The 24,157-nt window shown below is 60.9% G+C and carries 22 protein-coding genes; 8 read left to right on the forward strand and 14 right to left on the reverse strand.

What is annotated here, in order from left to right; genetic code table 11:
* Positions 1-95: 95 nt before the first annotated feature.
* Positions 96-1,016 carry a LysR substrate-binding domain-containing protein gene (locus AC0IXA_RS08880; protein ID WP_071172126.1) on the reverse strand — a complete coding sequence of 307 codons (921 nt, stop codon included), beginning with the start codon at positions 1,014-1,016 and terminating at the stop codon, positions 96-98.
* A gap of 159 nt (positions 1,017-1,175) precedes the next feature.
* Between AC0IXA_RS08880 and AC0IXA_RS08885 the strand changes: the two genes are divergently transcribed.
* Entirely contained in the window at positions 1,176-2,570 is a 1,395-nt protein-coding gene (locus AC0IXA_RS08885) for a NorM family multidrug efflux MATE transporter (protein WP_341638166.1), read from the forward strand.
* Between the two features lie 128 nt (positions 2,571-2,698).
* On the opposite strand, the gene AC0IXA_RS08890 is transcribed toward AC0IXA_RS08885, so the two are convergent.
* A complete protein-coding gene (locus tag AC0IXA_RS08890) occupies positions 2,699-4,372 on the reverse strand; it encodes a putative bifunctional diguanylate cyclase/phosphodiesterase (RefSeq protein WP_460154362.1) in 1,674 nt (557 codons plus the stop codon).
* Between the two features lie 272 nt (positions 4,373-4,644).
* On the opposite strand from AC0IXA_RS08890, the gene rep reads away from it, so the two are divergent.
* Positions 4,645-6,654 (forward strand): DNA helicase Rep, encoded by a 2,010-nt coding sequence (gene rep, locus AC0IXA_RS08895; RefSeq protein WP_471812676.1) that lies wholly within the window; start codon positions 4,645-4,647, stop codon positions 6,652-6,654.
* A gap of 57 nt (positions 6,655-6,711) precedes the next feature.
* Complete coding sequence (locus AC0IXA_RS08900) at positions 6,712-7,284, forward strand: xanthine phosphoribosyltransferase (RefSeq protein ID WP_016772573.1); 573 nt, start codon at positions 6,712-6,714, stop codon at positions 7,282-7,284.
* 130 nt (positions 7,285-7,414) lie between these two features.
* Here AC0IXA_RS08900 and AC0IXA_RS08905 read toward each other — a convergent pair whose 3' ends face one another.
* The 6 genes from AC0IXA_RS08905 to dadA all read right to left on the reverse strand — a co-directional run bounded on the left by AC0IXA_RS08905 (position 7,415) and on the right by dadA (position 13,535).
* Positions 7,415-9,337, reverse strand: coding sequence for an acetyl-CoA hydrolase/transferase C-terminal domain-containing protein (locus AC0IXA_RS08905; protein ID WP_341638167.1), 1,923 nt, complete (start codon positions 9,335-9,337; stop codon positions 7,415-7,417).
* A gap of 169 nt (positions 9,338-9,506) precedes the next feature.
* Positions 9,507-9,920: a c-type cytochrome gene (locus AC0IXA_RS08910; RefSeq protein ID WP_341638297.1), complete on the reverse strand. Its 414-nt coding sequence runs from the start codon at positions 9,918-9,920 to the stop codon at positions 9,507-9,509.
* A 181-nt stretch (positions 9,921-10,101) separates the two neighbouring features.
* A complete protein-coding gene (locus tag AC0IXA_RS08915; RefSeq protein WP_016772566.1) occupies positions 10,102-10,650 on the reverse strand; it encodes a cupin domain-containing protein in 549 nt (182 codons plus the stop codon).
* A gap of 88 nt (positions 10,651-10,738) precedes the next feature.
* Positions 10,739-11,812 (reverse strand): alanine racemase, encoded by a 1,074-nt coding sequence (alr, locus tag AC0IXA_RS08920; protein WP_471812920.1) that lies wholly within the window; start codon positions 11,810-11,812, stop codon positions 10,739-10,741.
* Positions 11,813-11,905: 93 nt separating this feature from the next.
* On the reverse strand, positions 11,906-12,259 hold the full coding sequence (locus AC0IXA_RS08925) for a RidA family protein (protein ID WP_016772564.1): 354 nt from the start codon (positions 12,257-12,259) through the stop codon (positions 11,906-11,908).
* On the reverse strand, positions 12,231-13,535 hold the full coding sequence (gene dadA / locus AC0IXA_RS08930) for a D-amino acid dehydrogenase (RefSeq protein WP_206421386.1): 1,305 nt from the start codon (positions 13,533-13,535) through the stop codon (positions 12,231-12,233). Before dadA ends, AC0IXA_RS08925 begins: the two co-directional genes overlap by 29 nt.
* 153 nt (positions 13,536-13,688) lie before the next feature.
* On the opposite strand from dadA, the gene AC0IXA_RS08935 reads away from it, so the two are divergent.
* The gene (locus AC0IXA_RS08935) at positions 13,689-14,177 is read left to right on the forward strand and encodes an Lrp/AsnC ligand binding domain-containing protein (protein ID WP_010465173.1); all 489 of its coding nucleotides are present in this window, start codon (positions 13,689-13,691) and stop codon (positions 14,175-14,177) included.
* A 43-nt stretch (positions 14,178-14,220) separates the two neighbouring features.
* Here the strand turns inward: AC0IXA_RS08935 and AC0IXA_RS08940 are convergent, their stop codons facing one another.
* Positions 14,221-14,574: a YkgJ family cysteine cluster protein gene (locus tag AC0IXA_RS08940; protein ID WP_253497169.1), complete on the reverse strand. Its 354-nt coding sequence runs from the start codon at positions 14,572-14,574 to the stop codon at positions 14,221-14,223.
* A gap of 146 nt (positions 14,575-14,720) precedes the next feature.
* On the opposite strand from AC0IXA_RS08940, the gene AC0IXA_RS08945 reads away from it, so the two are divergent.
* Positions 14,721-16,031, forward strand: coding sequence for an NAD(P)/FAD-dependent oxidoreductase (locus tag AC0IXA_RS08945; RefSeq protein ID WP_471812679.1), 1,311 nt, complete (start codon positions 14,721-14,723; stop codon positions 16,029-16,031).
* 120 nt (positions 16,032-16,151) lie between these two features.
* Here AC0IXA_RS08945 and AC0IXA_RS08950 read toward each other — a convergent pair whose 3' ends face one another.
* A complete protein-coding gene (locus tag AC0IXA_RS08950; protein WP_073470922.1) occupies positions 16,152-16,394 on the reverse strand; it encodes a DUF1127 domain-containing protein in 243 nt (80 codons plus the stop codon).
* A 175-nt stretch (positions 16,395-16,569) separates the two neighbouring features.
* On the opposite strand from AC0IXA_RS08950, the gene AC0IXA_RS08955 reads away from it, so the two are divergent.
* A complete protein-coding gene (locus tag AC0IXA_RS08955; protein WP_471812681.1) occupies positions 16,570-17,991 on the forward strand; it encodes an aminotransferase-like domain-containing protein in 1,422 nt (473 codons plus the stop codon).
* 61 nt (positions 17,992-18,052) lie between these two features.
* Positions 18,053-19,621 carry a phospholipase D-like domain-containing protein gene (locus AC0IXA_RS08960; protein WP_471812683.1) on the forward strand — a complete coding sequence of 523 codons (1,569 nt, stop codon included), beginning with the start codon at positions 18,053-18,055 and terminating at the stop codon, positions 19,619-19,621.
* 104 nt (positions 19,622-19,725) lie between these two features.
* Here AC0IXA_RS08960 and AC0IXA_RS08965 read toward each other — a convergent pair whose 3' ends face one another.
* Both AC0IXA_RS08965 and AC0IXA_RS08970 read right to left on the reverse strand, forming a co-directional pair.
* Positions 19,726-20,871 carry an MFS transporter gene (locus AC0IXA_RS08965; RefSeq protein ID WP_071172116.1) on the reverse strand — a complete coding sequence of 382 codons (1,146 nt, stop codon included), beginning with the start codon at positions 20,869-20,871 and terminating at the stop codon, positions 19,726-19,728.
* Between the two features lie 260 nt (positions 20,872-21,131).
* A complete protein-coding gene (locus AC0IXA_RS08970; RefSeq protein WP_016772556.1) occupies positions 21,132-22,625 on the reverse strand; it encodes an aldehyde dehydrogenase in 1,494 nt (497 codons plus the stop codon).
* Positions 22,626-22,861: 236 nt separating this feature from the next.
* On the opposite strand from AC0IXA_RS08970, the gene AC0IXA_RS08975 reads away from it, so the two are divergent.
* The gene (locus tag AC0IXA_RS08975) at positions 22,862-23,224 is read left to right on the forward strand and encodes a cupin domain-containing protein (protein WP_471812686.1); all 363 of its coding nucleotides are present in this window, start codon (positions 22,862-22,864) and stop codon (positions 23,222-23,224) included.
* 161 nt (positions 23,225-23,385) lie between these two features.
* Here the strand turns inward: AC0IXA_RS08975 and rpmG are convergent, their stop codons facing one another.
* Positions 23,386-23,541, reverse strand: coding sequence for a 50S ribosomal protein L33 (rpmG, locus tag AC0IXA_RS08980; RefSeq protein WP_016772554.1), 156 nt, complete (start codon positions 23,539-23,541; stop codon positions 23,386-23,388).
* Between the two features lie 11 nt (positions 23,542-23,552).
* Positions 23,553-23,786, reverse strand: coding sequence for a 50S ribosomal protein L28 (rpmB, locus tag AC0IXA_RS08985; RefSeq protein WP_007920377.1), 234 nt, complete (start codon positions 23,784-23,786; stop codon positions 23,553-23,555).
* Positions 23,787-24,157: the final 371 nt, after the last annotated feature.

Raw genomic sequence — 24,157 nt, forward strand, 5'->3', positions numbered from 1 at the left:
ACAGTTCCACATGCTCGTAGTCGGCGGAAAATCCGAATACTTGAGCACTTTGCGTGGGTATGGCGCAGTAGTGGCATTGTGCCGGCTCGAACGTTTCAGCTCAAGCGCTCTACCGCCGGCAATTGCATGGCGCGGACTTCGCCTTGGAGAAAATCGCTGAGGCGGCGCAAACGTTCACCTCCCGGACGCGGTTTCGGCCACACCAGGTAATAATTCAGGCCACTGGCGACGGCGGTCGGCCACGGCAGGCTCAAGCGTCCTTGCGCAACGTCTTCGGCAACCATCAACAGATCACCCATCGAAACGCCATAGCCGCGCGCCGCGGCGATCATGCCCAGCTCCAGCGTATCGAACACTTGCCCGCCCTTAAGCGAAACTTGCTCGGACAGGCCCATGCGCTCCAGCCAACTGCGCCAATCGCGGCGATCCGGGGTCGGGTGCAGCAGTTCAGCAGCCGCCAGACGCGCTACGTCCCAAGGTTGGTCATTGAGCAGGTTCGGCGCTCCGACCGGAATCAATTCCTCGGGAAACAGCAGGCTCGCTTCCCAGTCCGGCGGGAAATGCCCGTCACTGAGCAACACCGCACAATCGAAAGGTTCGTTATTGAAGTCCACCGAATCGATATCCATCCATGCGCTGGTCAGTTGCACCTCATTGCCCGGCTGCAAATGGCGGAAGCGACTCAACCGCGCCAGCAGCCAACGCATGGTCAGGGTCGATGGCGCTTTCATGCGCAGAATGTCGTCCTCGGCGCGCAAGGTATTGCAGGCGCGCTCAAGGGCGGCGAAGCCTTCGCGGATACCGGGTAGCAGCAGCCGCGCCGATTCGGTCAGTTGCAAATTGCGCCCGCTGCGGTGAAACAGCCGGCAGGCGAAGTGTTCTTCAAGAGTGCGCATGTGCCGACTGACCGCGCTCTGGGTGATCGACAGTTCTTCCGCCGCGCGGGTGAACGAGCTGTGTCGCGCTGCCGCTTCGAATGCGCGCAGGGCATACAACGGCGGAAGGCGTCGGGACATACACAAAGCTCCAATAGCGGGGATTCAGCCAATTCGGCAGGACGATTAAGGATGAGTATTAATCATGCCACCCATCCTTTTTATCCCTTTGTGCAAAGCCTGCCAAGCGCCGAGAATCGACGCTCTTATGCTTCCTCTGATATTTGGGTGGTGATGACCATGCAGCATCCTGTGCGTACCGAACTCTGGGCCATTCTGCGGCTGGCGGGGCCGCTGATTGCTTCGCAGTTGGCGCACATGCTGATGGTGCTGACCGACACCCTGATGATGGCGCGCCTCAGCCCCGAAGCGCTGGCCGGTGGCGGCCTCGGTGCCGCGAGCTACTCGTTCGTGTCGATTTTCTGCATCGGCGTGATTGCAGCGGTCGGCACACTGGTGGCAATCCGTCAGGGTGCCGGCGACATCATCGGTGCCGCACGCCTGACCCAGGCCGGACTGTGGCTGGCCTGGCTGATGGCCCTCGGCGCCGGGCTGTTGTTGTGGAACCTCAAACCCGTGCTGCTGCTGTTCGGCCAAACCGAAACCAACGTCAACGCCGCCGGGCAATTTCTCATCGCCCTGCCCTTCGCCCTGCCCGGTTACCTGAGCTTCATGGCCCTGCGCGGTTTTACCAGTGCGATTGGCCGGGCGACGCCAGTGATGGTCATCAGCCTCGCCGGCACCTTGGCCAACTTCCTGCTCAACTACGCGCTGATCACCGGCATGTTCGGCCTGCCACAACTGGGCCTGACCGGTATCGGTCTGGTCACGGCGATTGTCGCCAACTGCATGGCACTGGCGCTGGCCTGGCATATCCGCCGGCATCCGGCGTATGACGCTTATCCGTTGCGCGCCGGCCTGGCGCGGCCGAACCGGCAATACCTGAAAGAGTTGTGGCGCCTGGGTCTGCCGATTGGCGGCACCTATGCGGTAGAGGTCGGGTTGTTCGCTTTCGCTGCGCTGTGCATGGGCACAATGGGCAGCACGCAAATGGGTGCGCATCAGATCGCCCTGCAGATCGTGTCGGTGGCCTTCATGGTCCCGGCCGGGATGTCTTACGCCATCACCATGCGCGTCGGCCAACACTACGGCGCCGGGCAACTGGTCGATGCGCGCATGTCCGGGCGTGTCGGCATCGCCTTCGGCGCCGTGGTGATGCTCGGCTTTGCCCTGGTGTTCTGGCTGTGGCCCAACCAGTTGGTCGGCCTGTTCCTTGACCACAACGATCCGGCTTTTGCCGAAGTGATCCGTCTGGCGGTGAGCCTGCTGGCCGTAGCGGCGTGGTTCGAGCTGTTCGATGGCACGCAGACGATTGCCATGGGCTGTATTCGCGGGCTCAAGGATGCCAAGACTACGTTTCTCGTGGGGCTCGCTTGCTATTGGCTGATTGGCGCGCCGGCGGCGTGGTGGATGGCTTTCCATCTCAATTGGGGACCGACGGGTGTCTGGTGGGGTCTGGCGCTGGGCTTGGCGTGCGCGGCGGTGAGCCTGACGCTGGCGTTCGAATGGAAGATGCAGCGGATGATTCGACGCGAGCCGCAATCTCAAGGTTTCAACATCCCCCAGGCCGAATGAGGGTTTCCTTTGTGGGAGCGAGCCTGCTCGCGAAGACCGAGTGTCAGGCCCAGATCATTCAGCTGACATAACGCCTTCGCGAGCAGGCTCGCTCCCACGGGGGTTTGTGCCAGCCGCAACAATCGTGATCAACCGACGATTTCCAGAGCCGGCTGCTGGTTCGACCCCGACGTCAGATATTCCACCAACTCATCCAGCGGCAACGGTCGGCTGATCAGATAACCCTGTACCTGATCGCAGCCGAACCCGCGCAGCAACTCCAGTTGCTCCGGCGTCTCGACCCCTTCCGCGACTACTTCCAGGTGCAGGTTGTGCGCGAGGTTGATCATCGCGTGCACCAGTTTGCGGTTCTCATCGCGCTGTTCCATGCCGCCGACAAAACTCTTGTCGATCTTCAGCAATGTAATCGGCAAGCTGTTGAGGTGCACGAACGACGAAAACCCGGTGCCGAAATCGTCCAGCGAGAAGCGCACACCGAGGCGGCCGAGCGCATCCATGGTCTGTTTGACCAGATCGCTGCGCCGCATAACCGCGGTTTCGGTCAGTTCGAATTCCAGCCACTGCGCCTCGACGCCACGCTCGGCAATCAGGCGGCTGAGCGTCGGCAGCAACTGGCTGTCCTGAAACTGGCGGAACGACAGGTTGATCGCCATGTGCAGCGCCGGCAGCCCCTGCTCGCGCAACGCCTGCATATCGCGCAAGGCGCGGGAAATGACCCAGTAGCCCAGCGGCACGATCAGACCGCTCTGCTCGGCCAGCGGCACAAATTCACTCGGTGGCAACAGACCGCGCTCGCCATGACGCCAGCGCACCAGCGCTTCGAGGCCGACAATCTGGCCGTCTTCAAGATTCAGGCGTGGCTGGTAATGCAGCTCCAGCTCATCGCGGCGCAGGGCACGGCGCAGTTCACTTTCGAGGTCGGCCATGCTGCGCGCGTTGCGGTTGATGCGTTCGTTGAAGATATGAAAAGTGCAGCCCTGCGTGCTCTTGGCCTGCTGCATGGCGATATGGGCGTGCCACATCAGTGGATCGGCACCGCCATTGGCGCGGGCATGGGCGATGCCGAGGCTGGAACCGATCAGCAGGCTTTCGCCGTCAACCCAGTAAGGTTCGGCCAACGCCTCAGTAATGCGTTCGGCCATCCACTCGGCGCGTTGCGGTGCACGACGGGTATCGATCAGCAGAGCGAATTCATCGCTGCCCAGCCGTGCCAGTTGATCGCCGGCCTCCAGCTGACTTTTCAGCCGCGCGACCACTTGCAGGATCAAGCGATCGCCGGCCTGATGACCGAGAGCGTCGTTGGCATGGCGGAAGTTGTCGAGATCGAGATGGCCGAGGGCGAGGCCGCGACCGTCGCCTTCGGCAAGGCGCGCCGTGAGCAGGGTCTGGAAGCCCTGACGGTTGGCGATACCGGTCAGCGGGTCCTGTTCGGCGAGGCGCTGAAGAGTGTTTTCCAGCACGCCGCGCTCGCGCACATGGCGCAGGCAACGCTGGAGCATGCCGGCGTCGAGGGCGTCGAACACCAGCCAGTCGCTGACACCGACCGGCGCGGTGGCCGGTTCGTGCTCCAGCAGCAGAACGGTCGGCAGGCTGCAACGCCCGGGCGGCGGTTGCAACGCCGGCAGAGTCAGTAATACCGCGTGGCGGTTGTCCTCGAACAGGCGGCTGACCGAATCCCAGTTCGGCGCGCTGATCAGCACCGCCGCGCTCCCCATCGGAGCCAGACACTCACGCAACAACGCTGTCCACGCTGGCTCTTCGGCCAGTAGCAGCAAACGCAAGGGTTCGACAGGCGTAGACAAGCTGACTCCCTAGACTCTGCAATGATGTAGGCGGGGCATTATGCCGTTGTGCTGAACAATGACCAATGCGTTGTCTGATGACAACGGCATCGAAACGTTATTTTGTGTCACGAATGAGAACATTAGCCGCAAAATCCCCGCGTATCCTGCGTGAAAGTAACAAAAGCGGCAAATCTGAATCGCGTGCTGCGTCACAAGTCGGACAGAGCAGCAGAAATCGCTGAGCCTGTTAAAATGCCGGCCCATTTCGTCAACGACTCCCGAATTTTCGTATGTCCCGACTCAATCCCCGGCAGCAAGAAGCCGTGAACTACGTCGGCGGCCCTCTATTGGTGCTCGCCGGTGCTGGCTCCGGCAAGACCAGCGTGATCACGCGCAAGATCGCGCACCTGATCCAGAACTGCGGCATCCGCGCCCAGTACATCGTCGCCATGACCTTTACCAACAAGGCCGCGCGCGAAATGAAAGAGCGGGTCGGCACCCTGTTGCGTGCCGGCGAAGGGCGCGGCCTGACCGTCTGCACCTTCCACAACCTGGGCCTGAACATCATCCGCAAGGAGCATGCGCGGCTGGGGTACAAACCCGGTTTCTCGATCTTCGACGAGACCGACGTCAAAGCCCTGATGACCGACATCATGCAGAAGGAATACGCAGGCGACGACGGCGTCGACGAGATCAAGAACATGATCGGCGCCTGGAAAAACGACCTGATCCTGCCCGCCCAGGCCCTGGAAAACGCGCGCAACCCCAAGGAGCAGACCGCCGCCATCGTCTACACCCACTATCAGCGCACGCTCAAGGCGTTCAACGCGGTGGACTTCGACGACCTGATCCTGCTGCCGGTAAAGCTCTTCGAAGAACACGCCGACATTCTCGAAAAGTGGCAGAACAAGGTGCGTTACCTGCTGGTCGACGAATACCAGGACACCAACGCCAGCCAGTATTTGCTGGTGAAGATGCTCATCGGCAAGCGCAACCAGTTCACCGTGGTCGGCGACGACGACCAGTCGATCTACGCCTGGCGTGGCGCGCGCCCGGAAAACCTGATGCTGCTCAAGGACGACTATCCGACCTTGAAAGTGGTGATGCTCGAGCAGAACTACCGCTCCACCAGCCGCATCCTGCGCTGCGCCAACGTACTGATCTCGAACAACCCGCACGAATTCGAAAAACAGCTGTGGAGCGAGATGGGCCACGGCGACGAGATCCGCGTGATCCGCTGCCGCAACGAGGACGCCGAAGCCGAGCGCGTGGCCATGGAAATCCTCAGCCTGCACCTGCGCACCGACCGCCCGTACAGCGATTTCGCCATTCTTTATCGCGGTAACTATCAGGCCAAGCTGATCGAGTTGAAGCTGCAACACCACCAGGTGCCGTATCGCCTGAGCGGCGGCAACAGCTTCTTCGGTCGCCAGGAAGTGAAGGACCTGATGGCTTACTTCCGCCTGATCGTCAATCCGGATGACGACAACGCCTTCCTGCGCGTGATCAACGTGCCGCGCCGCGAGATCGGCTCGACCACCCTGGAAAAGCTCGGCAACTACGCCACCGAGCGCAAGATCTCGATGTACGCCGCCACCGACGAAATTGGCCTCGGCGAACATCTCGACAGCCGCTTTACTGATCGCCTGGCGCGTTTCAAGCGCTTCATGGACAAGGTCCGCGAGCAGTGCGCCGGCGAAGATCCGATCTCGGCGCTGCGCAGCATGGTCATGGACATCGACTACGAGAACTGGCTGCGCACCAACAGCTCCAGCGACAAGGCGGCGGACTACCGCATGGGCAACGTCTGGTTCCTGATCGAGGCGTTGAAAAACACCCTCGAGAAAGACGAAGACGGCGAAATGACCGTCGAGGACGCCATCGGCAAACTGGTGCTGCGCGACATGCTCGAGCGCCAGCAGGAGGAAGAGGACGGCGCCGAAGGCGTGCAAATGATGACGCTGCACGCCTCCAAAGGCCTGGAATTCCCCTACGTGTTCATCATGGGCATGGAAGAGGAAATCCTCCCGCACCGTTCCAGCATCGAAGCCGACACCATCGAAGAAGAACGCCGCCTGGCCTACGTGGGCATCACCCGCGCCCGCCAGACCCTGGCGTTCACCTTTGCTGCCAAGCGCAAGCAGTACGGCGAAATCATCGACTGCGCGCCGAGTCGCTTTCTGGATGAGCTGCCGCCGGACGATCTGGCCTGGGAAGGCAACGACGACACCCCGACTGAAGTCAAAGCCGTGCGTGGCAATAGCGCATTGGCCGACATACGCGCGATGTTAAAGCGCTAGAATCGACTACTTTTTAATCTACCTTCGGCGCCCATCGCGCCAACAGAGGAAGCTGTTGTGGAAGCACTGCACAAAAAAATCCGCGAAGAAGGCATCGTGCTTTCCGATCAGGTCCTGAAAGTCGACGCTTTCCTGAACCACCAGATCGACCCGGCCCTGATGAAGCTGATCGGTGACGAATTCGCCGCGCTGTTCAAGGATTCCGGGATCACCAAGATCGTCACCATCGAAGCTTCGGGCATCGCCCCGGCGATCATGACCGGTCTGAACCTCGGCGTGCCGGTGATCTTCGCCCGCAAGCAACAGTCACTGACCCTGACTGAAAACCTGCTCTCGGCGACCGTCTACTCGTTCACCAAGAAGACCGAAAGCACCGTGGCCATCTCCCCGCGCCACCTGACCAGCAGCGACCGCGTGCTGATCATCGACGACTTCCTGGCCAACGGTAAGGCCTCGCAAGCGCTGATCTCGATCATCAAACAGGCCGGCGCCACCGTTGCCGGTCTGGGCATCGTCATCGAGAAGTCGTTCCAGGGCGGCCGCGCCGAACTGGACTCGCAGGGCTACCGCGTTGAATCCCTGGCCCGCGTGCAATCGCTGAAGGATGGCGTCGTCACCTTTATCGAATAACCAGCGGCACCGAGTTACCCTGTGGGAGCGAGCCTGCTCGCGAATGCATTGTGTCAGTCACCCTGTTGAGTGAATGACACACCGCTTTCGCGAGCAGGCTCGCTCCCACAATGGGTTCTGGTGTGGGCAGTTATTGCGCGGTAGCTTTCAGGCCTGTGAGCAGCAGGCGTTGGAAAAGGTCCTCCTTCAGGCCCTCCGGATTCGTCAGTTGCATCCGCTCAAGATGTTCCGGGAACGCCGAGGCCTCCGGCGCATCCAGCGCTGCCTTGCCCAAGTCGAGAATCTCGGTCAGCTTGAACTTGCTCTTCAGCCAGTTCAGCGCCCGCAGCAGATCCCGTTCGATGGCGGTGAAATCACAGCCCAGCGGATACTCCGGAAACAGGTTCGGATGCCGCGCGGCAATCGCCTGCAAGCGTTGCGGTGTGTTGTCGGCAAACCGTGGATCGAGACGAAAATCCTTCGGCAGCTTGCCGACTTTCTGCGCCTGCTCGATCAGCCCCGGCTGGAAGCGAGAATCACTGATGTTGAGCAACGCTTCGATCACCGCCGCGTCGGATTTACCGCGCAGATCAGCGATGCCGTACTCGGTGACGACGATGTCGCGCAAGTGCCGCGGGATCGTGCAGTGGCCGTAGTCCCAGACGATATTGGAGCTGACCTCGCCGCCGGACTCGCGCCAGCTGCGCAGGATCAACATCGATCGCGCGCCCTCCAGCGCGTGACCCTGAGCAACAAAGTTGTACTGGCCGCCAACACCGCTGAGCACGCGTCCGTCTGCCAATTGATCAGCCACGCCGGCGCCGAGCAGAGTCATGGTGAACACGGTGTTGATGAAGCGCGCATCAATGCGCTGCAAGCGCTTGAGCTCTTCCTGGCCGTACAGCTCGTTGATGTAGCTGATGCGGGTCATGTTGAATTCCAGCAGCTTGCTTTGCGGCAACTCGCGCAGCCGCTCATAAAAACTGCGCGGGCCAAGGAAGAAGCCGCCGTGCACCGAGATACCGTCGGGCTGCGCGGCTTCGTCGAGGGTACCGGCGTTGGCCTGCTCCTGAGTCGGCACATCCGGATAGACCTTGCGCCGAATGATCCCGGCATCCGCCAATACCAACAGCCCGTTGACGAACATCTCGCTGCAACCGTAAAGGCCTTTGGCAAATGGCGCGGTGCCGCCCTCGCGCTGGATCAACTGCGCCCACTGGCTGAGGTTGATGTCATCGAGCAACGCCTGATAACCGGCGTTATCGGCCTGACGGGCAAGTAGCGCAGCAGTCAACGCATCCCCCATCGAACCGATACCAATCTGCAATGTACCGCCATCGCGCACCAGCGTACTGGCGTGCAAGCCAATGAAATGATCCTGAAAGCCCACGGGCATGTTCGGCGTGGAAAACAGCGTGCTGCTGTCCTTCTCGTCGATCAGCAGATCAAACGTGTCGATGTCGACTTCCGCATCGCCGGGCATGTACGGCAGATCCGTATGCACCTGGCCGACCAGCACAATGGTCTCCCCCGCCTCGCGGCGCTTGGCGATCATCGGCAACAGGTCGAGGGTGATGTCCGGGTTGCAGCTCAGGCTTAAGCGATCAGGGTGTTCGCTGCTGCTGGCGAGCAATTGCGCCACCAGATTGAGACCCGCTGCGTTGATGTCGCGAGCGGCATGGCTGTAATTGCTGCTGACGTAATCCTGCTGCGCCGGCGCGCTGTTGAGCAGACTGCCCGGCTGCATGAAAAACTGTTGAATGCGGATGTTGGCGGGCAGGCTGTCGCGCTGCAGATCGGCGAGGAAATCGAACTCCGGATAATCACCAAACACCCGCTCTACAAAGGGCTCGATAAAGCGCTTCTGCAAGCCATCGCCCAGATTCGGCCGACCGAGGCACAGCGCGGTATAGATCGTCAGCTGCCGCTCGGGCAGCTCCTTGATCCGCCGATACAGCGCGTTGACGAAGTGATTCGGCTTCCCCAGCCCCAGCGGCAGGCCCATGTGGATGTGCGCAGGCAAACGCGCCAGCACGTCGTCCACCGCCTGTTCGATCGAACACAACTGCACCATCTGAAGCCTCCCGCCCGTTCCGTTGATAGGGGTAGACCGAGATTGCCTTGAGTTTGCTGCAAAGGACAGCATTTGGTTTGGAGGGATCAGGGCCTGAATGAATCGGAAACCAGAAACCACAGACACAAAAAAACCGTCCGAAGACGGTTTTTTTCAAAGCCGGCGCTGATTACAGACCGGACATCTCTTTGATCGCGCCCTTGAGCTCTTCATCGGAGCAATCGGCGCAGGTGCCTTTTGGCGGCATGGCGTTGATGCCGGTGATGGCCTTGGCGAGGATGCCGTCGAGGCCACCCTGATGGTCAGCGCGCTCCTTCCAGGCTGCAGTGTCATTGATTTTCGGCGCGCCCAACAGGCCGGTACCGTGGCAAGCGTTGCAGTGCTTGGCAATCACCTCGTCCGGGGTTCTCGCGCCGCCACCGCCGCCAGCCGTCGCGGCCACTTCCATACCCTTGCATTCCTGCCCTTGCACACACACCTGTCCGACCGGCTCGAGGCGTTTGGCGATGTCGTCATTTGTCGCAGCTTGAGCGCTGACAGCCCAGAGGGCCAGTACGGTTGCTGGTGCAGCCAGCATTTTCATAATTAGGTTCACGCGTTCACCCTCAATGGTGGCTATTCACGCCTGCGGCCACGGTTCGCAGGCGGGCGCAAGTATAGCGGGTAGGCCGCTGTACTGAAACAACCCCATGGTTAGAGGGGTCTTGTTGCCCATCGGTAAATCGGTTCGGGCACCTTCGCCGCCATGGCCTGGCGCCTTCTGCTTAGAAATTCGCCGGCGTGGCTGCGCTGATTAGTCGCGCCGGCACGTCGAACGGGTTACGGAAACGATGCGGCTTGGTACTTTCAAAATAGTAGCTGTCGCCGGCTTCGAGGATAAAAGTTTCCAGCCCCACCACCAGCTCCAGGCGACCTTCTACCAGAATCCCGGTTTCCTCGCCTTCGTGGGTGAGCATTTCTTCGCCGGTGTCCGCGCCCGGCGGGTAGATTTCGTTGAGGAAGGCGATGGCCCGGCTCGGGTGGGCGCGGCCGACCAGTTTCATGGTCACGGCGCCGTCGGAGATGTCGATCAGCTCATTGGCCTTGTAGACGATCTGGGTCGGTTGGTCCTGCAGGATCTCTTCGGAAAAGAACTCGACCATCGACATGGGAATGCCGCCGAGCACCTTTCTCAGCGAACTGATCGAAGGGCTGACGCTGTTCTTTTCGATCATCGAAATGGTGCTGTTGGTGACGCCCGCGCGTTTGGCGAGTTCACGCTGGGAAAGCCCTTTGAGCTTGCGGATCGATTGCAGTCGTTCACCGACGTCCAAGGCGGGAGCCTCCTGATGTTGTAAGAATATTGAGCGTTATCATGGCGACAGCGTTCAGTATTTACAACACTTGGCCCCCGTAGCGGCGTCAACCCTCGGAATAGAGCCTTGGCACCCGTTTCAGGTTGCAGAAGATCTGATACGGGATGGTCTCGGCCCACTTTGCCACGTCGCTGGCGAGGATGTTTTTGCCCCACAGTTCGACGTTGGAACCGAGGCCTGCTTCCGGTATGTCGGTCAGGTCGATGCAGAGCATGTCCATCGACACACGCCCCAGCAGGCGGCTGAGTTTGCCGGCCACCAGCACCGGCGTGCCGGTCGGCGCCTGACGCGGGTAACCGTCGGCGTAGCCCATGGCGACCACGCCGATGCGCATTGGCTTGTCGGTGATGAACCTGGCGCCATAGCCGATCGGTTCACCGGCCGGCAATTCACGCACGCTGATGACTTTCGATTCGAGCGTCATCACTGGTTGCAGGCGTTCGGCCACGGCGTTGGCTTCCTCAAACGGGGTCGCGCCGTAGAGCATGATGCCAGGGCGGACCCAATCGCTTTTGATTTCTGGCCAACCGAGCACGGCTGGCGAGTTGCGCAGGCTGACTTCTGCGGCAAGGCCCTGACGCGCCGCTTCGAACACCGCGACCTGTTCGGCGCTGCTCTGCGCGTGCAGTTCATCGGCGCGGGCGAAGTGGCTCATCAACACGATTTTTGCCACTTTGCCGCTGGCCAGCAGGCGCTGATAAGCGGCTTGGTAATCCTTGGGATGCAGGCCGACGCGGTGCATGCCGGAATCGAGCTTGAGCCACACCGTGATCGGGTTGCTCAGCGCCGCCTGCTCGATCGCTTCGAGCTGCCACAGCGAATGCACCACGCACCAGAAATCATGCTCGACGATCAGCGCCAGCTCGTTAGCTTCGAAGAAGCCTTCCAGCAGCAATACCGGTGCGCGAATCCCGGCGGAACGCAGCTCCAGTGCTTCCTCAATGCAGGCCACGGCAAACCCGTCAGCCTCGGCTTCCAGCGCCTGGGCGCAACGTACCGCGCCATGGCCGTAGGCGTCCGCCTTGATCACGGCGAGCGCCTTGGCGCCGGTGACTTCGCGGGCAATTCGGTAGTTGTGGCGCAGGGCTTGAAGGTCGATCAGGGCACGGGCAGGACGCATGGCGGCAGACTTCTGGGCGGTCATGGGAAGAAAAACCGGCGCTGATTGACGACGTGAACCGCCAACAGCACCGGGAGAGGGATCCTGGGAACGTTATGGCAGCGCGGCGACGATGGAGATCTCCACCAGAATGCTCGGCTTGGCCATCTTCGCTTCGACGGTGGCGCGGGCCGGCGCGGCGCCTTTTGGCAGCCACTGGTCCCACACCGCGTTCATCCCGGCGAAGTGCGCTTCGATGTCGTTCAAATAGATCGTTGCCGACAACAGATGCTGTTTGTCCGTCCCGGCCAGATCGAGCAGACGTTCGATATTGGCGAGCACGTCGCGGGTCTGCTGTTCAATTCCGGCGTCGAAGTCGTCGCCGACCTGCCCGGCCAGATACACAGTGCCGTTGTGGCTGACGATCTGACTCATGCGCTCATTGGTGAGCTGGCGCTGGATTGACATGTTTTGCGGACTCCTGGGTCTGGTTGCCGTAACGGGAAATATCGAGGCCTTCAGCGCTGATCTGCGGCTTTTTCTTCGCCATCAGGTCGGCGAGCAAACGGCCGGAACCACAGGCCATGGTCCAGCCGAGCGTACCGTGACCGGTGTTGAGGAACAGATTCTTGAACGGCGTGGCGCCAACGATCGGCGTACCGTCCGGCGTGGTCGGGCGCAGGCCGGTCCAGAAACTCGCTTCGGCCAGATTGCCGCCCTGAGGATAAAGGTCGTTGACGATCATCTCCAGGGTTTCGCGCCGACGCGGGTTCAGAGACAGGTCAAAACCGGCGATCTCGGCCATGCCGCCGACGCGGATGCGGTTGTCGAAACGGGTGATCGCGACCTTGTAGGTCTCGTCGAGAATGGTCGACGTCGGCGCCATGTCCGGATTGGTGATCGGCACGGTCAGCGAGTAGCCCTTGAGCGGATACACCGGGGCCTTGATGCCCAACGGCTTGAGCAGTTGCGGCGAGTAGCTGCCGAGCGCCAGCACGTAGCGATCAGCGGTTTCCAGCTTGCCGTCAATCAACACGCCGTTGATGCGGTCACCGGCGTAATCGAGCTTCTGGATGTCCTGGCCGAAACGGAATTCCACACCGAGCTTGCGCGCCATTTCGGCGAGACGGGTGGTGAAGATCTGGCAGTCGCCGGTCTGGTCGTTGGGCAGACGCAGCGCGCCAGCGAGAATGTCGGTCACGCCTGCCAGCGCCGGCTCGACGCGGGCAATACCGGCGCGGTCGAGAACTTCAAACGGCACGCCGGATTCCTTCAGCACGGCGATGTCCTTGGCGGCGTTATCCAGTTGCGCCTGAGTGCGGAACAACTGCGTGGTGCCGAGGCTGCGGCCTTCGTAGGCGATACCGGTTTCGGCGCGTAATTCATCGAGGCAGTCACGGCTGTACTCGGACAGACGCACCATGCGCTCCTTGTTCACCGCGTAACGGCTGGCGGTGCAGTTGCGCAGCATTTGCGCCATCCACAGGTATTGGTCGATATCGGCGGTGGCCTTGATCGCCAATGGCGCATGGCGTTGAAGCAGCCACTTGATCGCTTTGAGCGGTACGCCCGGCGCGGCCCACGGCGAGGCGTAACCCGGCGAGACCTGGCCGGCGTTGGCGAAACTGGTCTCCATGGCCGCAGCAGGCTGCCGGTCGACCACCACCACTTCAAACCCGGCACGGGCCAGATAGTAAGCACTGGCGGTACCGATGACGCCGCTACCCAAGACCATGACGCGCATTTTCAATCCCTCATCGCGGCTTTTCGCCGAACTGTTTGTTAGAGCAATGATGGGCGCAGTGTAAAAAAGAAATGCCAGTGCTTTTCACTATATAAGCGCCTATATTTGGCGACAATTCTCGGCAAAAACCCTTTTCACGGAGGCGCATCCCCTATGCGTACCAACACTCAGACCAAACGTGAGCTGGACAAGATCGACCGCAACATCTTGCGCATCCTCCAGGCGGACGGGCGGATTTCCTTCACCGAACTGGGGGAAAAGGTCGGCCTCTCGACCACGCCCTGCACCGAGCGCGTGCGGCGTCTGGAGCGCGAAGGAATCATCATGGGCTACAACGCCCGGCTCAACCCCCAGCATTTGAAGGGTAGCCTGCTGGTATTCGTCGAGATCAGCCTCGACTACAAATCCGGTGACACATTCGAAGAGTTCCGACGCGCGGTGCTGAAGCTGCCGCATGTGCTGGAGTGCCATTTGGTGTCAGGGGATTTCGACTATCTGGTGAAGGCGCGGATTTCCGAGATGGCGTCGTATCGCAAACTGCTGGGCGACATTCTGTTGAAGCTGCCGCATGTGCGTGAATCGAAGAGCTATATCGTCATGGAAGAGGTGAAAGAGAGCCTGTGCCTGCCGATTCCGGATTGATCACCGCAATGATCGTTCCCACGCTCTGCGTGGGAACGATCGCTTACACCAACACCTGCCGATTCGCCGCCATGTACTCGAATATCTGCTTTTCCACCCGCGGATGAATCAGCTCCACCGGCCGCCGCTCGTTCGGGCATGGCAGCGTCTTGGTCGTACCAAACAAGCGGCAGATCAGCGGTCGCTCTTCATACACCGTGCAGCCATTCGGCCCCAGATGCACACAGTTGAGTTCTTCCAGAGCCGCATCCTGCTCGGCGCGGGTCTTGCGCGGCAGCCGGGCCATTTCCTCGGGCGAAGTGGTCACCGGCCCGCAGCAGTCGTGGCAGCCCGGCACGCAGTCGAACGTGGGGATCTGCTGACGCAGGGTGCGGATTTTCTGGCTGTTGCAGCTCATCGAAACGGTGACCAAAGTGGCGGGCTGATGATTGTGCCGCAAAAGCCCGGATCCAGACACCGCAGGCCGACCGATGTTGCCCACGTTCGGGCGTGCGGCTTATGCTCCGTCAAATTTTCTCGACACTCAGCCGTTGGATGATGCCCATGACCGCCCGCGCCCAGACCACCGCGAGCCAACCCCACGTTGCCTCCTATTACGCCGCCAGCAGCCTGCCGCAGCCTGACCATCCCGTGCTGCAAGGCGAGGTGGTGGCGGATGTCTGCGTGGTCGGCGGTGGCTTTTCCGGGCTGAATACCGCGCTGGAACTCGCCGAACGCGGTTTCAGCGTGGTGTTGCTGGAAGCGCACAGGATCGGCTGGGGCGCCAGCGGTCGCAACGGCGGGCAGTTGATTCGCGGTGTCGGTCACGGCCTTGATCAGTTCGCCAATGTCATCGGTGCCGAAGGCGTGCGCGAGATGAAACTCATGGGCCTGGAAGCGGTGGAGATTGTCCGCCGGCGCGTCGAGCGTTTCGGCATTGCCTGCGACCTGACCTGGGGCTACTGCGACCTCGCCAACAAGCCTTCCGATCTCGACGGTTTTGCCGAAGATGCCGAAGAGTTGCGCGGCCTCGGTTACCGCTACGAAAACCGTCTGTTGCAGGCCAGTGAAATGCACACCGTGGTCGGTTCCAAGCGCTATGTCGGCGGCTTGATCGACATGGGCTCCGGACATCTGCATCCGCTGAATCTGGCGCTGGGCGAAGCGGCAGCGGCGCAGCAACTGGGCGTGCAGTTGTTCGAGCGTTCGGCCGTGACGCGCATCGATTACGGCCCCGAAATGAAGGTGCACACCGCCCAAGGCTCGGTGCGGGCCAAAACTCTGGTGCTGGGCTGCAATGCCTATCTCAATGACCTCAACCCGCAACTGAGCGGCAAGGTCCTGCCCGCCGGCAGCTACATCATCGCCACCGAACCGCTGAGCGAAGAGCAGGCGCACAACCTGCTGCCGCAGAACATGGCGGTCTGCGACCAGCGGGTGGCGCTGGATTACTACCGGCTCTCGGCGGATCGACGTTTGCTGTTCGGCGGCGCGTGTCATTACTCGGGACGCGATCCGAAAGACATCGGCGCCTATATGCAGCCGAAGATGCTTGAAGTGTTCCCGCAACTGGCCGGGGTGAAAATCGATTATCAGTGGGGCGGAATGATCGGCATCGGTGCCAACCGCCTGCCGCAGATTGGCCGGCTCGCCGAGCAGCCGAACGTGTATTACGCCCAGGCGTATTCGGGCCACGGAGTGAATGCCACACACCTGGCCGGCAAGCTGCTTGCCGAAGCAATCAGCGGGCAGCACAGCGGCGGCTTTGATCTGTTCGCCAAGGTGCCGCACATCACCTTCCCCGGCGGCAAGCATTTGCGCTCGCCGTTGTTGGCGTTGGGGATGTTGTGGCATCGGCTGAAAGAGTTGGTCTGACGAATCAGGATCGTTCCCACGCTCCGCGTGGGAATGCATCCAGTGACGCTCTGCGTCACAGCGGACGCAGAGCGTGCGGGGCGGCGTTCCCACGCAGAGCGTGGGAACGCTCTGTGGTATTCATATCCGCCAAAACGGCTTCAACCCCTCCTCCCTTGCCTGCTCCAGCGTCAACCCGACATCCCTGAGTTGCTCCGGTGTCAGGCCTAGCAACGCCTTGCGCGTGTGCAGACGATGCCAGAACAGACCCCAGCGACTGAGGCCGGACGGTGCGTTACGCAGCAGATTGCGCGCGCTGTCCTTCTGCCCTGCCGCCAGTTCCTGACTGTGTAACGTCAGCCGCACATCGCTCAAGCCGTTCATTTTCGTTGCTCCTGTTTACTTGGGTAGCCAGAGATTCCATGATGCGCGGGCGAGCAAAACCATTACAGACTCAACGAACCTGTATTAACTCCATACAGATTTGCCAATTTGCTGACTGAATGATTGATTTTTTCCGCATCTGTACTGGTTTCCACCAAGACGCACCGAGGCTGCCATGACTCTGTATGTAAACCTCGCCGAATTGCTCGGCACCCGCATCGAACAAGGCTTCTATCGTCCTGGCGATCGCTTGCCGTCGGTGCGCGCCTTGAGCGTCGAGCACGGAGTCAGTTTGAGCACAGTGCAGCAGGCGTATCGCGTGCTTGAAGACAGCGGCCTCGCCACGCCGAAACCCAAGTCCGGCTATTTTGTGCCGGTCGGTCGAGAGCTGCCGGAATTGCCCGCGGTCGGCCGCCCGGCGCAGCGGCCAGTCGAGATTTCGCAATGGGATCAGGTGCTGGAATTGATCCGCGAGGTACCGCGCAAGGACGTCGTGCAATTGGGCCGTGGCATGCCCGATGTCGGCTCGCCGACCATGAAGCCGCTGCTGCGCGGACTGGCGCGAATCAGCCGGCGGCAGGACATGCCCGGTCTGTATTACGACAACATCCACGGCAACCTCGAACTGCGCGAACAGATCGCACGGCTGATGCTCGATTCCGGCTGCCAGTTGAGCGCCAGTGAACTGGTGATCACCACTGGCTGCCACGAAGCGCTGTCCACCAGCATCCACGCGATCTGCGAGCCGGGCGACATCGTCGCGGTGGATTCGCCGAGTTTCCACGGCGCCATGCAGACCCTCAAAGGCCTGGGCATGAAAGCCCTGGAGATTCCCACCGACCCGCTCACCGGGATCAGCCTCGACGCCCTTGAACTGGCGCTGGAACAGTGGCCGATCAAGGCCATTCAGCTCACCCCCAACTGCAACAACCCGCTCGGCTACGTGATGCCCGAGTCGCGCAAACGCGCGCTGTTGACGCTCGCCCAGCGTTTCGACGTGGCGATCATTGAAGACGATGTGTATGGCGAACTGGCCTACACCTATCCGCGCCCGCGCACGATCAAATCCTTCGATGAAGACGGCCGCGTGTTGCTCTGCAGCTCGTTCTCCAAAACCTTGGCGCCGGGGCTGCGCATCGGCTGGGTGGCGCCGGGCCGATATCTGGAGCGAGTGCTGCACATGAAATACATCAGCACCGGCTCCACCGCACCACAACCGCAGATCGCCATCGCCGAATTCATCAAGGCCGGCCATTTCGAGCCGCACTTGCGGCGTATGCGCATGCAGTACCAACGCAATCGTGACGCGATGATCGACTGGGTGACGCGCTACTTTCCCGCTGGCACCCGCGCCAGTCGCCCGCAGGGCAGCTTCATGCTCTGGGTGGAGCTGCCGGAAGGTTTCGACACGCTGAAACTGAATCGCGCGCTGCACGATCAGGGCGTACAGATTGCCGTTGGCAGCATCTTTTCCGCCTCGGGCAAGTACCGCAATTGTCTGCGGATGAACTACGCTGCCAAACCAACAGCGCAGATCGAAGAAGCGGTGCGTAAAGTCGGCGCTGCGGCAATCAAATTACTCGCTGAGACCGACTGACCTTTTTTGCGCGCCCGGCGTCCAAATTGCCGACCTCAGCCGCCAACCGGAACGACCCTACGTGAGCTTCAGACAGCCCTTACTCGCTCTACTGATACTCGCCTCGTTCCTCAGCGGCTGCGCCAGCCTCGATGTGCCGCGCGAACCAAGCCAGGCCCTGCCGGCGTCGGACTCCAGCTTCGGCCGCTCGATCCAGGCTCAGGCCGCACCCTACAAAGGGCAATCGGGGTTTCGTCTGCTCTCGGACAGCGGTGAGGCCTTTACCGCCCGCGCCGAGCTGATTCGCCATGCCCAGGTCAGCCTCGATTTGCAGTACTACATCGTCCACGACGGCATCAGCACGCGAATGCTGGTGGAGGAAGTGCTCAAGGCGGCCGACCGTGGTGTGCGCGTGCGCATCCTGCTCGACGACACCACCAGCGACGGCCTCGACCAGATCATCGCGACGCTGGCGGCACATCCGCAGATCCAGATTCGTTTGTTCAATCCGTTGCACCTGGGCCGCAGCACCGGCGTAACGCGCGCGGCCGGGCGACTGTTCAATCTGTCCGTGCAGCATCGGCGCATGCACAACAAGTTGTGGCTGGCGGACAACAGCGCGGCCATCGTCGGCGGGCGCAATCTGGGCGATGAATATTTCGACGCCGAACCCAACCTGAATTTCACCGACATCGACATGCTCAGCATCGGCCCGGTGGCCGAACAGCTCGGACACAGTTTCGACCAGTACTGGAACAGCACGCTGAGCAAGCCGATCGACGAATTCCTCTCCAGCCAGCCGACCGCCGCCGATCTGCAAAACACGCGCACGCGCCTGGAAGAATCGCTGGAAGAAACCCGCAAGCAGAACCACGCGCTCTATCAACAGTTGATGAAGTTCACCACCGATCCGCGCATGGACATCTGGCGAAAGGAGCTGATCTGGGCCTGGAACCAGGCCTTGTGGGACGCGCCGAGCAAGGTCCTGTCCAAGGGCGAACCGGATCCGCATCTGCTGCTGACCACGCAGCTGGCGCCGGAACTGACCGGCGTCAGCAAAGAGCTGATCATGATTTCCGCCTACTTCGTGCCCGGCCAGCCGGGGCTGGTCTACCTGACCGGGCGCGCCGATGCCGGGGTCTCCGTGAGCCTGCTGACCAATTCACTGGAGGCCACTGACGTGCCGGCGGTGCATGGCGGTTACGCGCCTTATCGCAAGGCGTTGCTTGAACACGGGGTGAAACTCTATGAACTGCGCCGCCAGCCTGGGGATAACTATGGCAGCGGGCCGCGGGTGTTCTACAGCAAGTCGTTTCGCGGTTCGGATTCGAGTTTGCACAGCAAGGCGATGATCTTCGACCGGCGCAAATCGTTTATCGGCTCGTTCAACTTCGACCCGCGCTCGGTGCTGTGGAACACCGAAGTCGGCGTGCTCGTGGACAGCCCGGAACTGGCCGAACACGTCCGCGCACTGGCACTGCAAGGCATGGCGCCGACCTTGAGTTATCAGGCGAAACTCGAGGACGGCAAGGTCGTCTGGGTCACCGAAGACAACGGCCAGATGCATACCCTGACCAAGGAACCGGGGAGCTGGTGGCGGCGCTTCAACTCATGGTTCAGCACCAGCGTTGGCCTGGAGCGGATGTTGTAATCCTTTGTGGGAGCGAGCCTGCTCGCGAAAACGGTTTCACATCCAGCAAATGAGCTGACTGGTGCACCGCTTTCGCGAGCAGGCTCGCTCCCACAAGAATGCGCTCAGGCTGCTTCCGCCGTTGTGCCAAAGGCGCCTTGGCGCAACAACAAAAGCACCAGACCAAACGCCCCAGCCGCCATCAACAGCGGCAACGCATGACCATTGATCCACTGACTGCCCGCCCCTGCCGCCAACGGCCCGACCAGACAGCCGACACCCCACAACTGCGCGATATGCGCATTGGCGCGAACCAGCGCATCGTCTCGATAACGCTCACCAATCAGAATCAGCGACAGGGTGAACAAGCCGCCGGCACTGGCGCCGAACAGCACCCACAACGGCCAGATCAGCAGCGTGTCGAGCAACATCGGAATGGCCAGACTCGACAGCATCAACACCACCGCGCATCCGGCGAACAGCGTGCGCCGCGACAGGTAATCGGCCAACGCGCCGATCGGTAATTGCAGCAGCGCATCGCCGACCACCACGGTGCTGACCATGGCCAGCGCGATTTCGGCGGTGAACCCTTGTTGCAGGCAGTACACCGGCAGCAGCGTCAGAATCATCGCTTCGAACGCGGCGAACAACGACACCGCCCAGGCAATCGCCGGCAACTCGCGGGCGAAGCCCCACAGATCACCAAAGGTCACGCTGTTGGCTTCACTGCTCGGCGCCCCGCTGCGCCCCAGCAGCAGAAGGGGCGAGAGCGTGAGCAGGCCGACCCCGACCCAGAAACCGTAATCATGCTCGGTACCGAGCGCCCCCAGCAGCAACGGACCGGACAGTTGGCTCAGCGCATAGCTGCTGCCATACAGCGCTACCAGACGCCCGCGCCACTGCTCGACCACCAATTGATTGATCCAGCTCTCGCCGAGAATGAACACGATGGTCAGGATCACCCCGATCAGCAACCGCAGCAGCAACCAGATCGGGTAACTCGGCAACAGCGCCAGCAGGCCGATCGACAATGCCCCGGCCCACAGGCACAGACGCATCAGGTTCGCCGTGCCGAAATACGCGGCGAGGTGGCTGGAAATCTTCGCCCCCAGCAGCACGCCGATTGCCGGCATCGCCGCCATCACACCGATGGCGAACGAGCCGTAGCCCCAGCCCTCCAGACGCAACGACACCAGCGGCATGCTGACCCCCAGGGCCAGGCCGACACTCAAGACAGACGCCAACACGGCGAAATACGTCGCCCACCGCATGTTCCACGCTCCTGTGGATATTTTTATATGCACCACAAAATCACTGTGGGAGCGAGCCCCTGTGGCGAGGGGATTTATCCCCGTTGGGTCGCGCAGCGGCCCCAAAACCTGCAACCACGATGTACTAGGTACACCGCGTGCAATGGTTTAGCGACTGCTTCGCAGCCGAACGGGGATAAATCCCCTCACCACAGAGGCTCGCTCCCACAGGGGATCTCTGTAGGTTCGAGAGCCTGATTAACTCAGGCTCTCTTAATGAATTACAGCTTGATCCACGTGGCCTTCAGCTCGGTGTACTTGTCGAAGGCATGCAGCGATTTGTCGCGACCGTTGCCTGACTGTTTGAAGCCACCGAACGGCGCGGTCATGTCGCCGCCATCGTACTGGTTGACCCACACGCTACCGGCGCGCAAGGCTTTGGCGGTCAGGTGCGCCTTGGAGATGTCCTGGGTCCACACCGCTGCGGCCAGACCGTATGGCGTGTCGTTGGCGATCTGGATGGCTTCTTCGGCGCTGTCGAAAGCGATCACCGACAACACCGGGCCGAAAATCTCTTCCTGGGCAATCTTCATCGCGTTGCTCACACCATCGAAAATGGTTGGCTCGACGTAAGTGCCACCGGTCTCCTGGAGGATGCGCTTGCCGCCGGCGACCAGTTTAGCGCCATCGCTATGGCCGGATTCGATGTACGACAGCACGGTGTTCATCTGCTGGGTATCGACCAGCGCACCGACGTTGGTCGCCGGGTCCAGCGGATTGCCCGGCTTCCAGGCTTTCAGCGCCTCGATCACCATTGGCAGGAATTTGTCCTTGATCGAACGCTCGACCAGCAGGCGCGAACCGGCGGTGCACACTTCGCCCTGGTTGAAGGCGATGGCGCTGGCGGCGGATTCAGCGGCGGCCTGCAGATCCGGCGCATCGGCGAAGACGATGTTCGGGCTCTTGCCGCCGGCTTCCAGCCAGACGCGCTTCATGTTCGATTCGCCGGCATAGACCATGAGTTGCTTGGCAATCTTGGTCGAACCAGTGAACACCAGCGTGTCGACGTCATTGTGCAGACCCAGCGCCTTGCCGACGGTGTGGCCGTAGCCCGGCAGCACGTTGAGCACGCCTTTGGGAATCCCGGCTTCAATGGCCAGCGCAGCGATGCGGATGGCGGTCAGCGGCGACTTCTCCGACGGCTTGAGGATCACCGAGTTACCGGTCGACAGCGCCGGGCCGAGTTTCCAGCAGGCCATCATCAGCGGGAAGTTCCACGGCACGATAGCGCCGACCACGCCCACCGGCTCACGGGTCACCAGACCTAGTTGGTCATGCGGGGTGGCGGCAACTTCGTCGTAGATCTTGTCGATCGCTTCGCCGCTCCAGCTCAACGCCTGCGCCGCGCCCGGTACGTCGATGTACAGCGAATCGCTGATCGGCTTGCCCATGTCGAGGGTTTCCAGCAGCGCCAGTTCTTCAGCGTGCTGTTTCAGCAGGCTGGCGAAGCGGATCATGGTGGCTTTGCGCTTGGTCGGCGCCAGGCGCGACCAGACGCCGGAATTGAAAGTAGCGCGGGCGTTTTCTACAGCACGGTCGGCGTCGGCGGCGTCACAGCTGGCGATCTTGCCGAGCAGGCGGCCATCGACCGGGCTGATGCATTCGAAGGTTTCGCCGGAGACGGCGTCAGTGTATTCGCCATTCAGGAAGGCGCGGCCTTCGATTTTCAGATCGCGGGCGCGTTGTTCCCAGTCGGCACGAGTCAGGGTGGTCATTCGGGTGTCCTCCTCTTATTGAATACGAGCACCGCAAGCGCTGCGGCGCTGTTCAAGAATTCTGCCCGGCCAGCCTGCACTTTCGGCCCGAGGCACCCGCCACCCTAAACCAGCGACCGGGTTTGTTTCAATATATTTGACATAAGCTGGCCATACGGCCTTGCGGTGTTCATTTTAATAAACATAGACTTTGGCCCATTCCAGCCAATGCGCCGTCACTAGCGGAGAAAACAACAATGAACATCCAGAACGTCGTCGACATCAGCCTCGCCAGCAGCGAAGCCGAGCGCTATCGGCCGGACCCGGCGAAATTGCTAAAGGGCGATCCTGAGCAGGCGGTGTTTCATCAATACGACAGCCCTTGTGGGCAAATGGGCGTGGGTGTGTGGGAAGGCGCGGTGGGTCAGTGGACGGTGAATTACACCGAGCATGAGTACTGCGAGATTCTGCAGGGGGTTTCGGTATTGCGTGACAGCGATGGCAATGCCAAGACCTTGCGCGTTGGTGATCGCTTCGTGATTCCGGCGGGGTTTCGCGGAACCTGGGAAGTGCTGGAGGCTTGCCGCAAGGTTTATGTGATCTTTGAACAGAAGGCTTGAGTCTTTGCGCTGATTTCACCGGCCTCTTCGCGAGCAGGCTCGCTCCCACATTCGAACGCATTCCATTGTGGGAGCGCAGGACAGGCAACACCAAATCCACGGCAAACAAAAAAGGCCCGTATCTCACGATACGGGCCTTTTTCGCAGTCAGGAAAAATCAATTACTTGATTTTGCCTTCCTTGTACATCACGTGCTTGCGAACAACCGGATCATATTTCTTGATCTCGATTTTGTCCGGGGTAGTACGCTTGTTCTTGTCGGTAGTGTAGAAGTGACCAGTACCGGCGCTCGAGATCAAACGAATCAATTCACGCATGATTAGCTCCCTTAAATCTTGCCATCGCGGCGAAGTTCGGCGAGCACGACAGTGATGCCACGCTTGTCGATGATACGCATGCCTTTGGCAGATACGCGCAGACGCACAAAACGTTTCTCTTCTTCAACCCAGAAGCGGTGATGCTGCAGGTTCGGCAGGAAACGACGACGGGTTTTGTTGTTTGCGTGGGAAATGTTATTCCCAGTCACCGGACCCTTACCGGTAACTTGACATACTCTCGACATGCCTCAGCCCTCTAAAACCACATGCCCAACCCGGCATGGGTTGGCCGCTTAATCTCTCAGTCATTTGGCGCCAGGCGCCGCGTTTCTTTAGAGGTCTTACCGGCTACACCTACAGTGAAGGAACCGGGCCCCTAGAAAAGAGCGCTGCTTTATACCAGAAAGACCGGGGTGCAACAACAATCGGTGTGCAATCAATCGGCAAAAGGGCGATTTTTTCCGCCGCAGACGCCTTGGACAAAGGCTGCGGCCAGTTTTGACCACTCGTCGCAGAAATCCCGCCCTACAGCCGATTCAGACTTTTCATCTGGCTGCCCACGCTCGAAACCGCGCAAGAGTGCGCCTGAAAATGCAAAAAGGGGATAGTCATTTGC

The organism is Pseudomonas sp. AC083, from assembly GCF_979253165.1.

Excerpts from the sequence above, each read along its gene's own strand:
- AC0IXA_RS08880 (WP_071172126.1), bottom strand. The coding sequence starts at position 1,016 with ATGTCCCGACGCCTTCCGCCGTTGTATGCCCTGCGCGCATTCGAAGCG.
- AC0IXA_RS08885 (WP_341638166.1), top strand. The coding sequence starts at position 1,176 with ATGCAGCATCCTGTGCGTACCGAACTCTGGGCCATTCTGCGGCTGGCG.
- rep (WP_471812676.1), top strand. The coding sequence starts at position 4,645 with ATGTCCCGACTCAATCCCCGGCAGCAAGAAGCCGTGAACTACGTCGGC.
- AC0IXA_RS08905 (WP_341638167.1), bottom strand. The coding sequence starts at position 9,337 with ATGGTGCAGTTGTGTTCGATCGAACAGGCGGTGGACGACGTGCTGGCG.
- AC0IXA_RS08910 (WP_341638297.1), bottom strand. The coding sequence starts at position 9,920 with ATGAAAATGCTGGCTGCACCAGCAACCGTACTGGCCCTCTGGGCTGTC.
- alr (WP_471812920.1), bottom strand. The coding sequence starts at position 11,812 with ATGCGTCCTGCCCGTGCCCTGATCGACCTTCAAGCCCTGCGCCACAAC.
- AC0IXA_RS08925 (WP_016772564.1), bottom strand. The coding sequence starts at position 12,259 with ATGTCAATCCAGCGCCAGCTCACCAATGAGCGCATGAGTCAGATCGTC.
- dadA (WP_206421386.1), bottom strand. The coding sequence starts at position 13,535 with ATGCGCGTCATGGTCTTGGGTAGCGGCGTCATCGGTACCGCCAGTGCT.
- AC0IXA_RS08935 (WP_010465173.1), top strand. The coding sequence starts at position 13,689 with ATGCGTACCAACACTCAGACCAAACGTGAGCTGGACAAGATCGACCGC.
- AC0IXA_RS08940 (WP_253497169.1), bottom strand. The coding sequence starts at position 14,574 with ATGAGCTGCAACAGCCAGAAAATCCGCACCCTGCGTCAGCAGATCCCC.
- AC0IXA_RS08945 (WP_471812679.1), top strand. The coding sequence starts at position 14,721 with ATGACCGCCCGCGCCCAGACCACCGCGAGCCAACCCCACGTTGCCTCC.
- AC0IXA_RS08950 (WP_073470922.1), bottom strand. The coding sequence starts at position 16,394 with ATGAACGGCTTGAGCGATGTGCGGCTGACGTTACACAGTCAGGAACTG.
- AC0IXA_RS08955 (WP_471812681.1), top strand. The coding sequence starts at position 16,570 with ATGACTCTGTATGTAAACCTCGCCGAATTGCTCGGCACCCGCATCGAA.
- AC0IXA_RS08965 (WP_071172116.1), bottom strand. The coding sequence starts at position 20,871 with ATGCGGTGGGCGACGTATTTCGCCGTGTTGGCGTCTGTCTTGAGTGTC.
- AC0IXA_RS08970 (WP_016772556.1), bottom strand. The coding sequence starts at position 22,625 with ATGACCACCCTGACTCGTGCCGACTGGGAACAACGCGCCCGCGATCTG.
- AC0IXA_RS08975 (WP_471812686.1), top strand. The coding sequence starts at position 22,862 with ATGAACATCCAGAACGTCGTCGACATCAGCCTCGCCAGCAGCGAAGCC.
- rpmG (WP_016772554.1), bottom strand. The coding sequence starts at position 23,541 with ATGCGTGAATTGATTCGTTTGATCTCGAGCGCCGGTACTGGTCACTTC.
- rpmB (WP_007920377.1), bottom strand. The coding sequence starts at position 23,786 with ATGTCGAGAGTATGTCAAGTTACCGGTAAGGGTCCGGTGACTGGGAAT.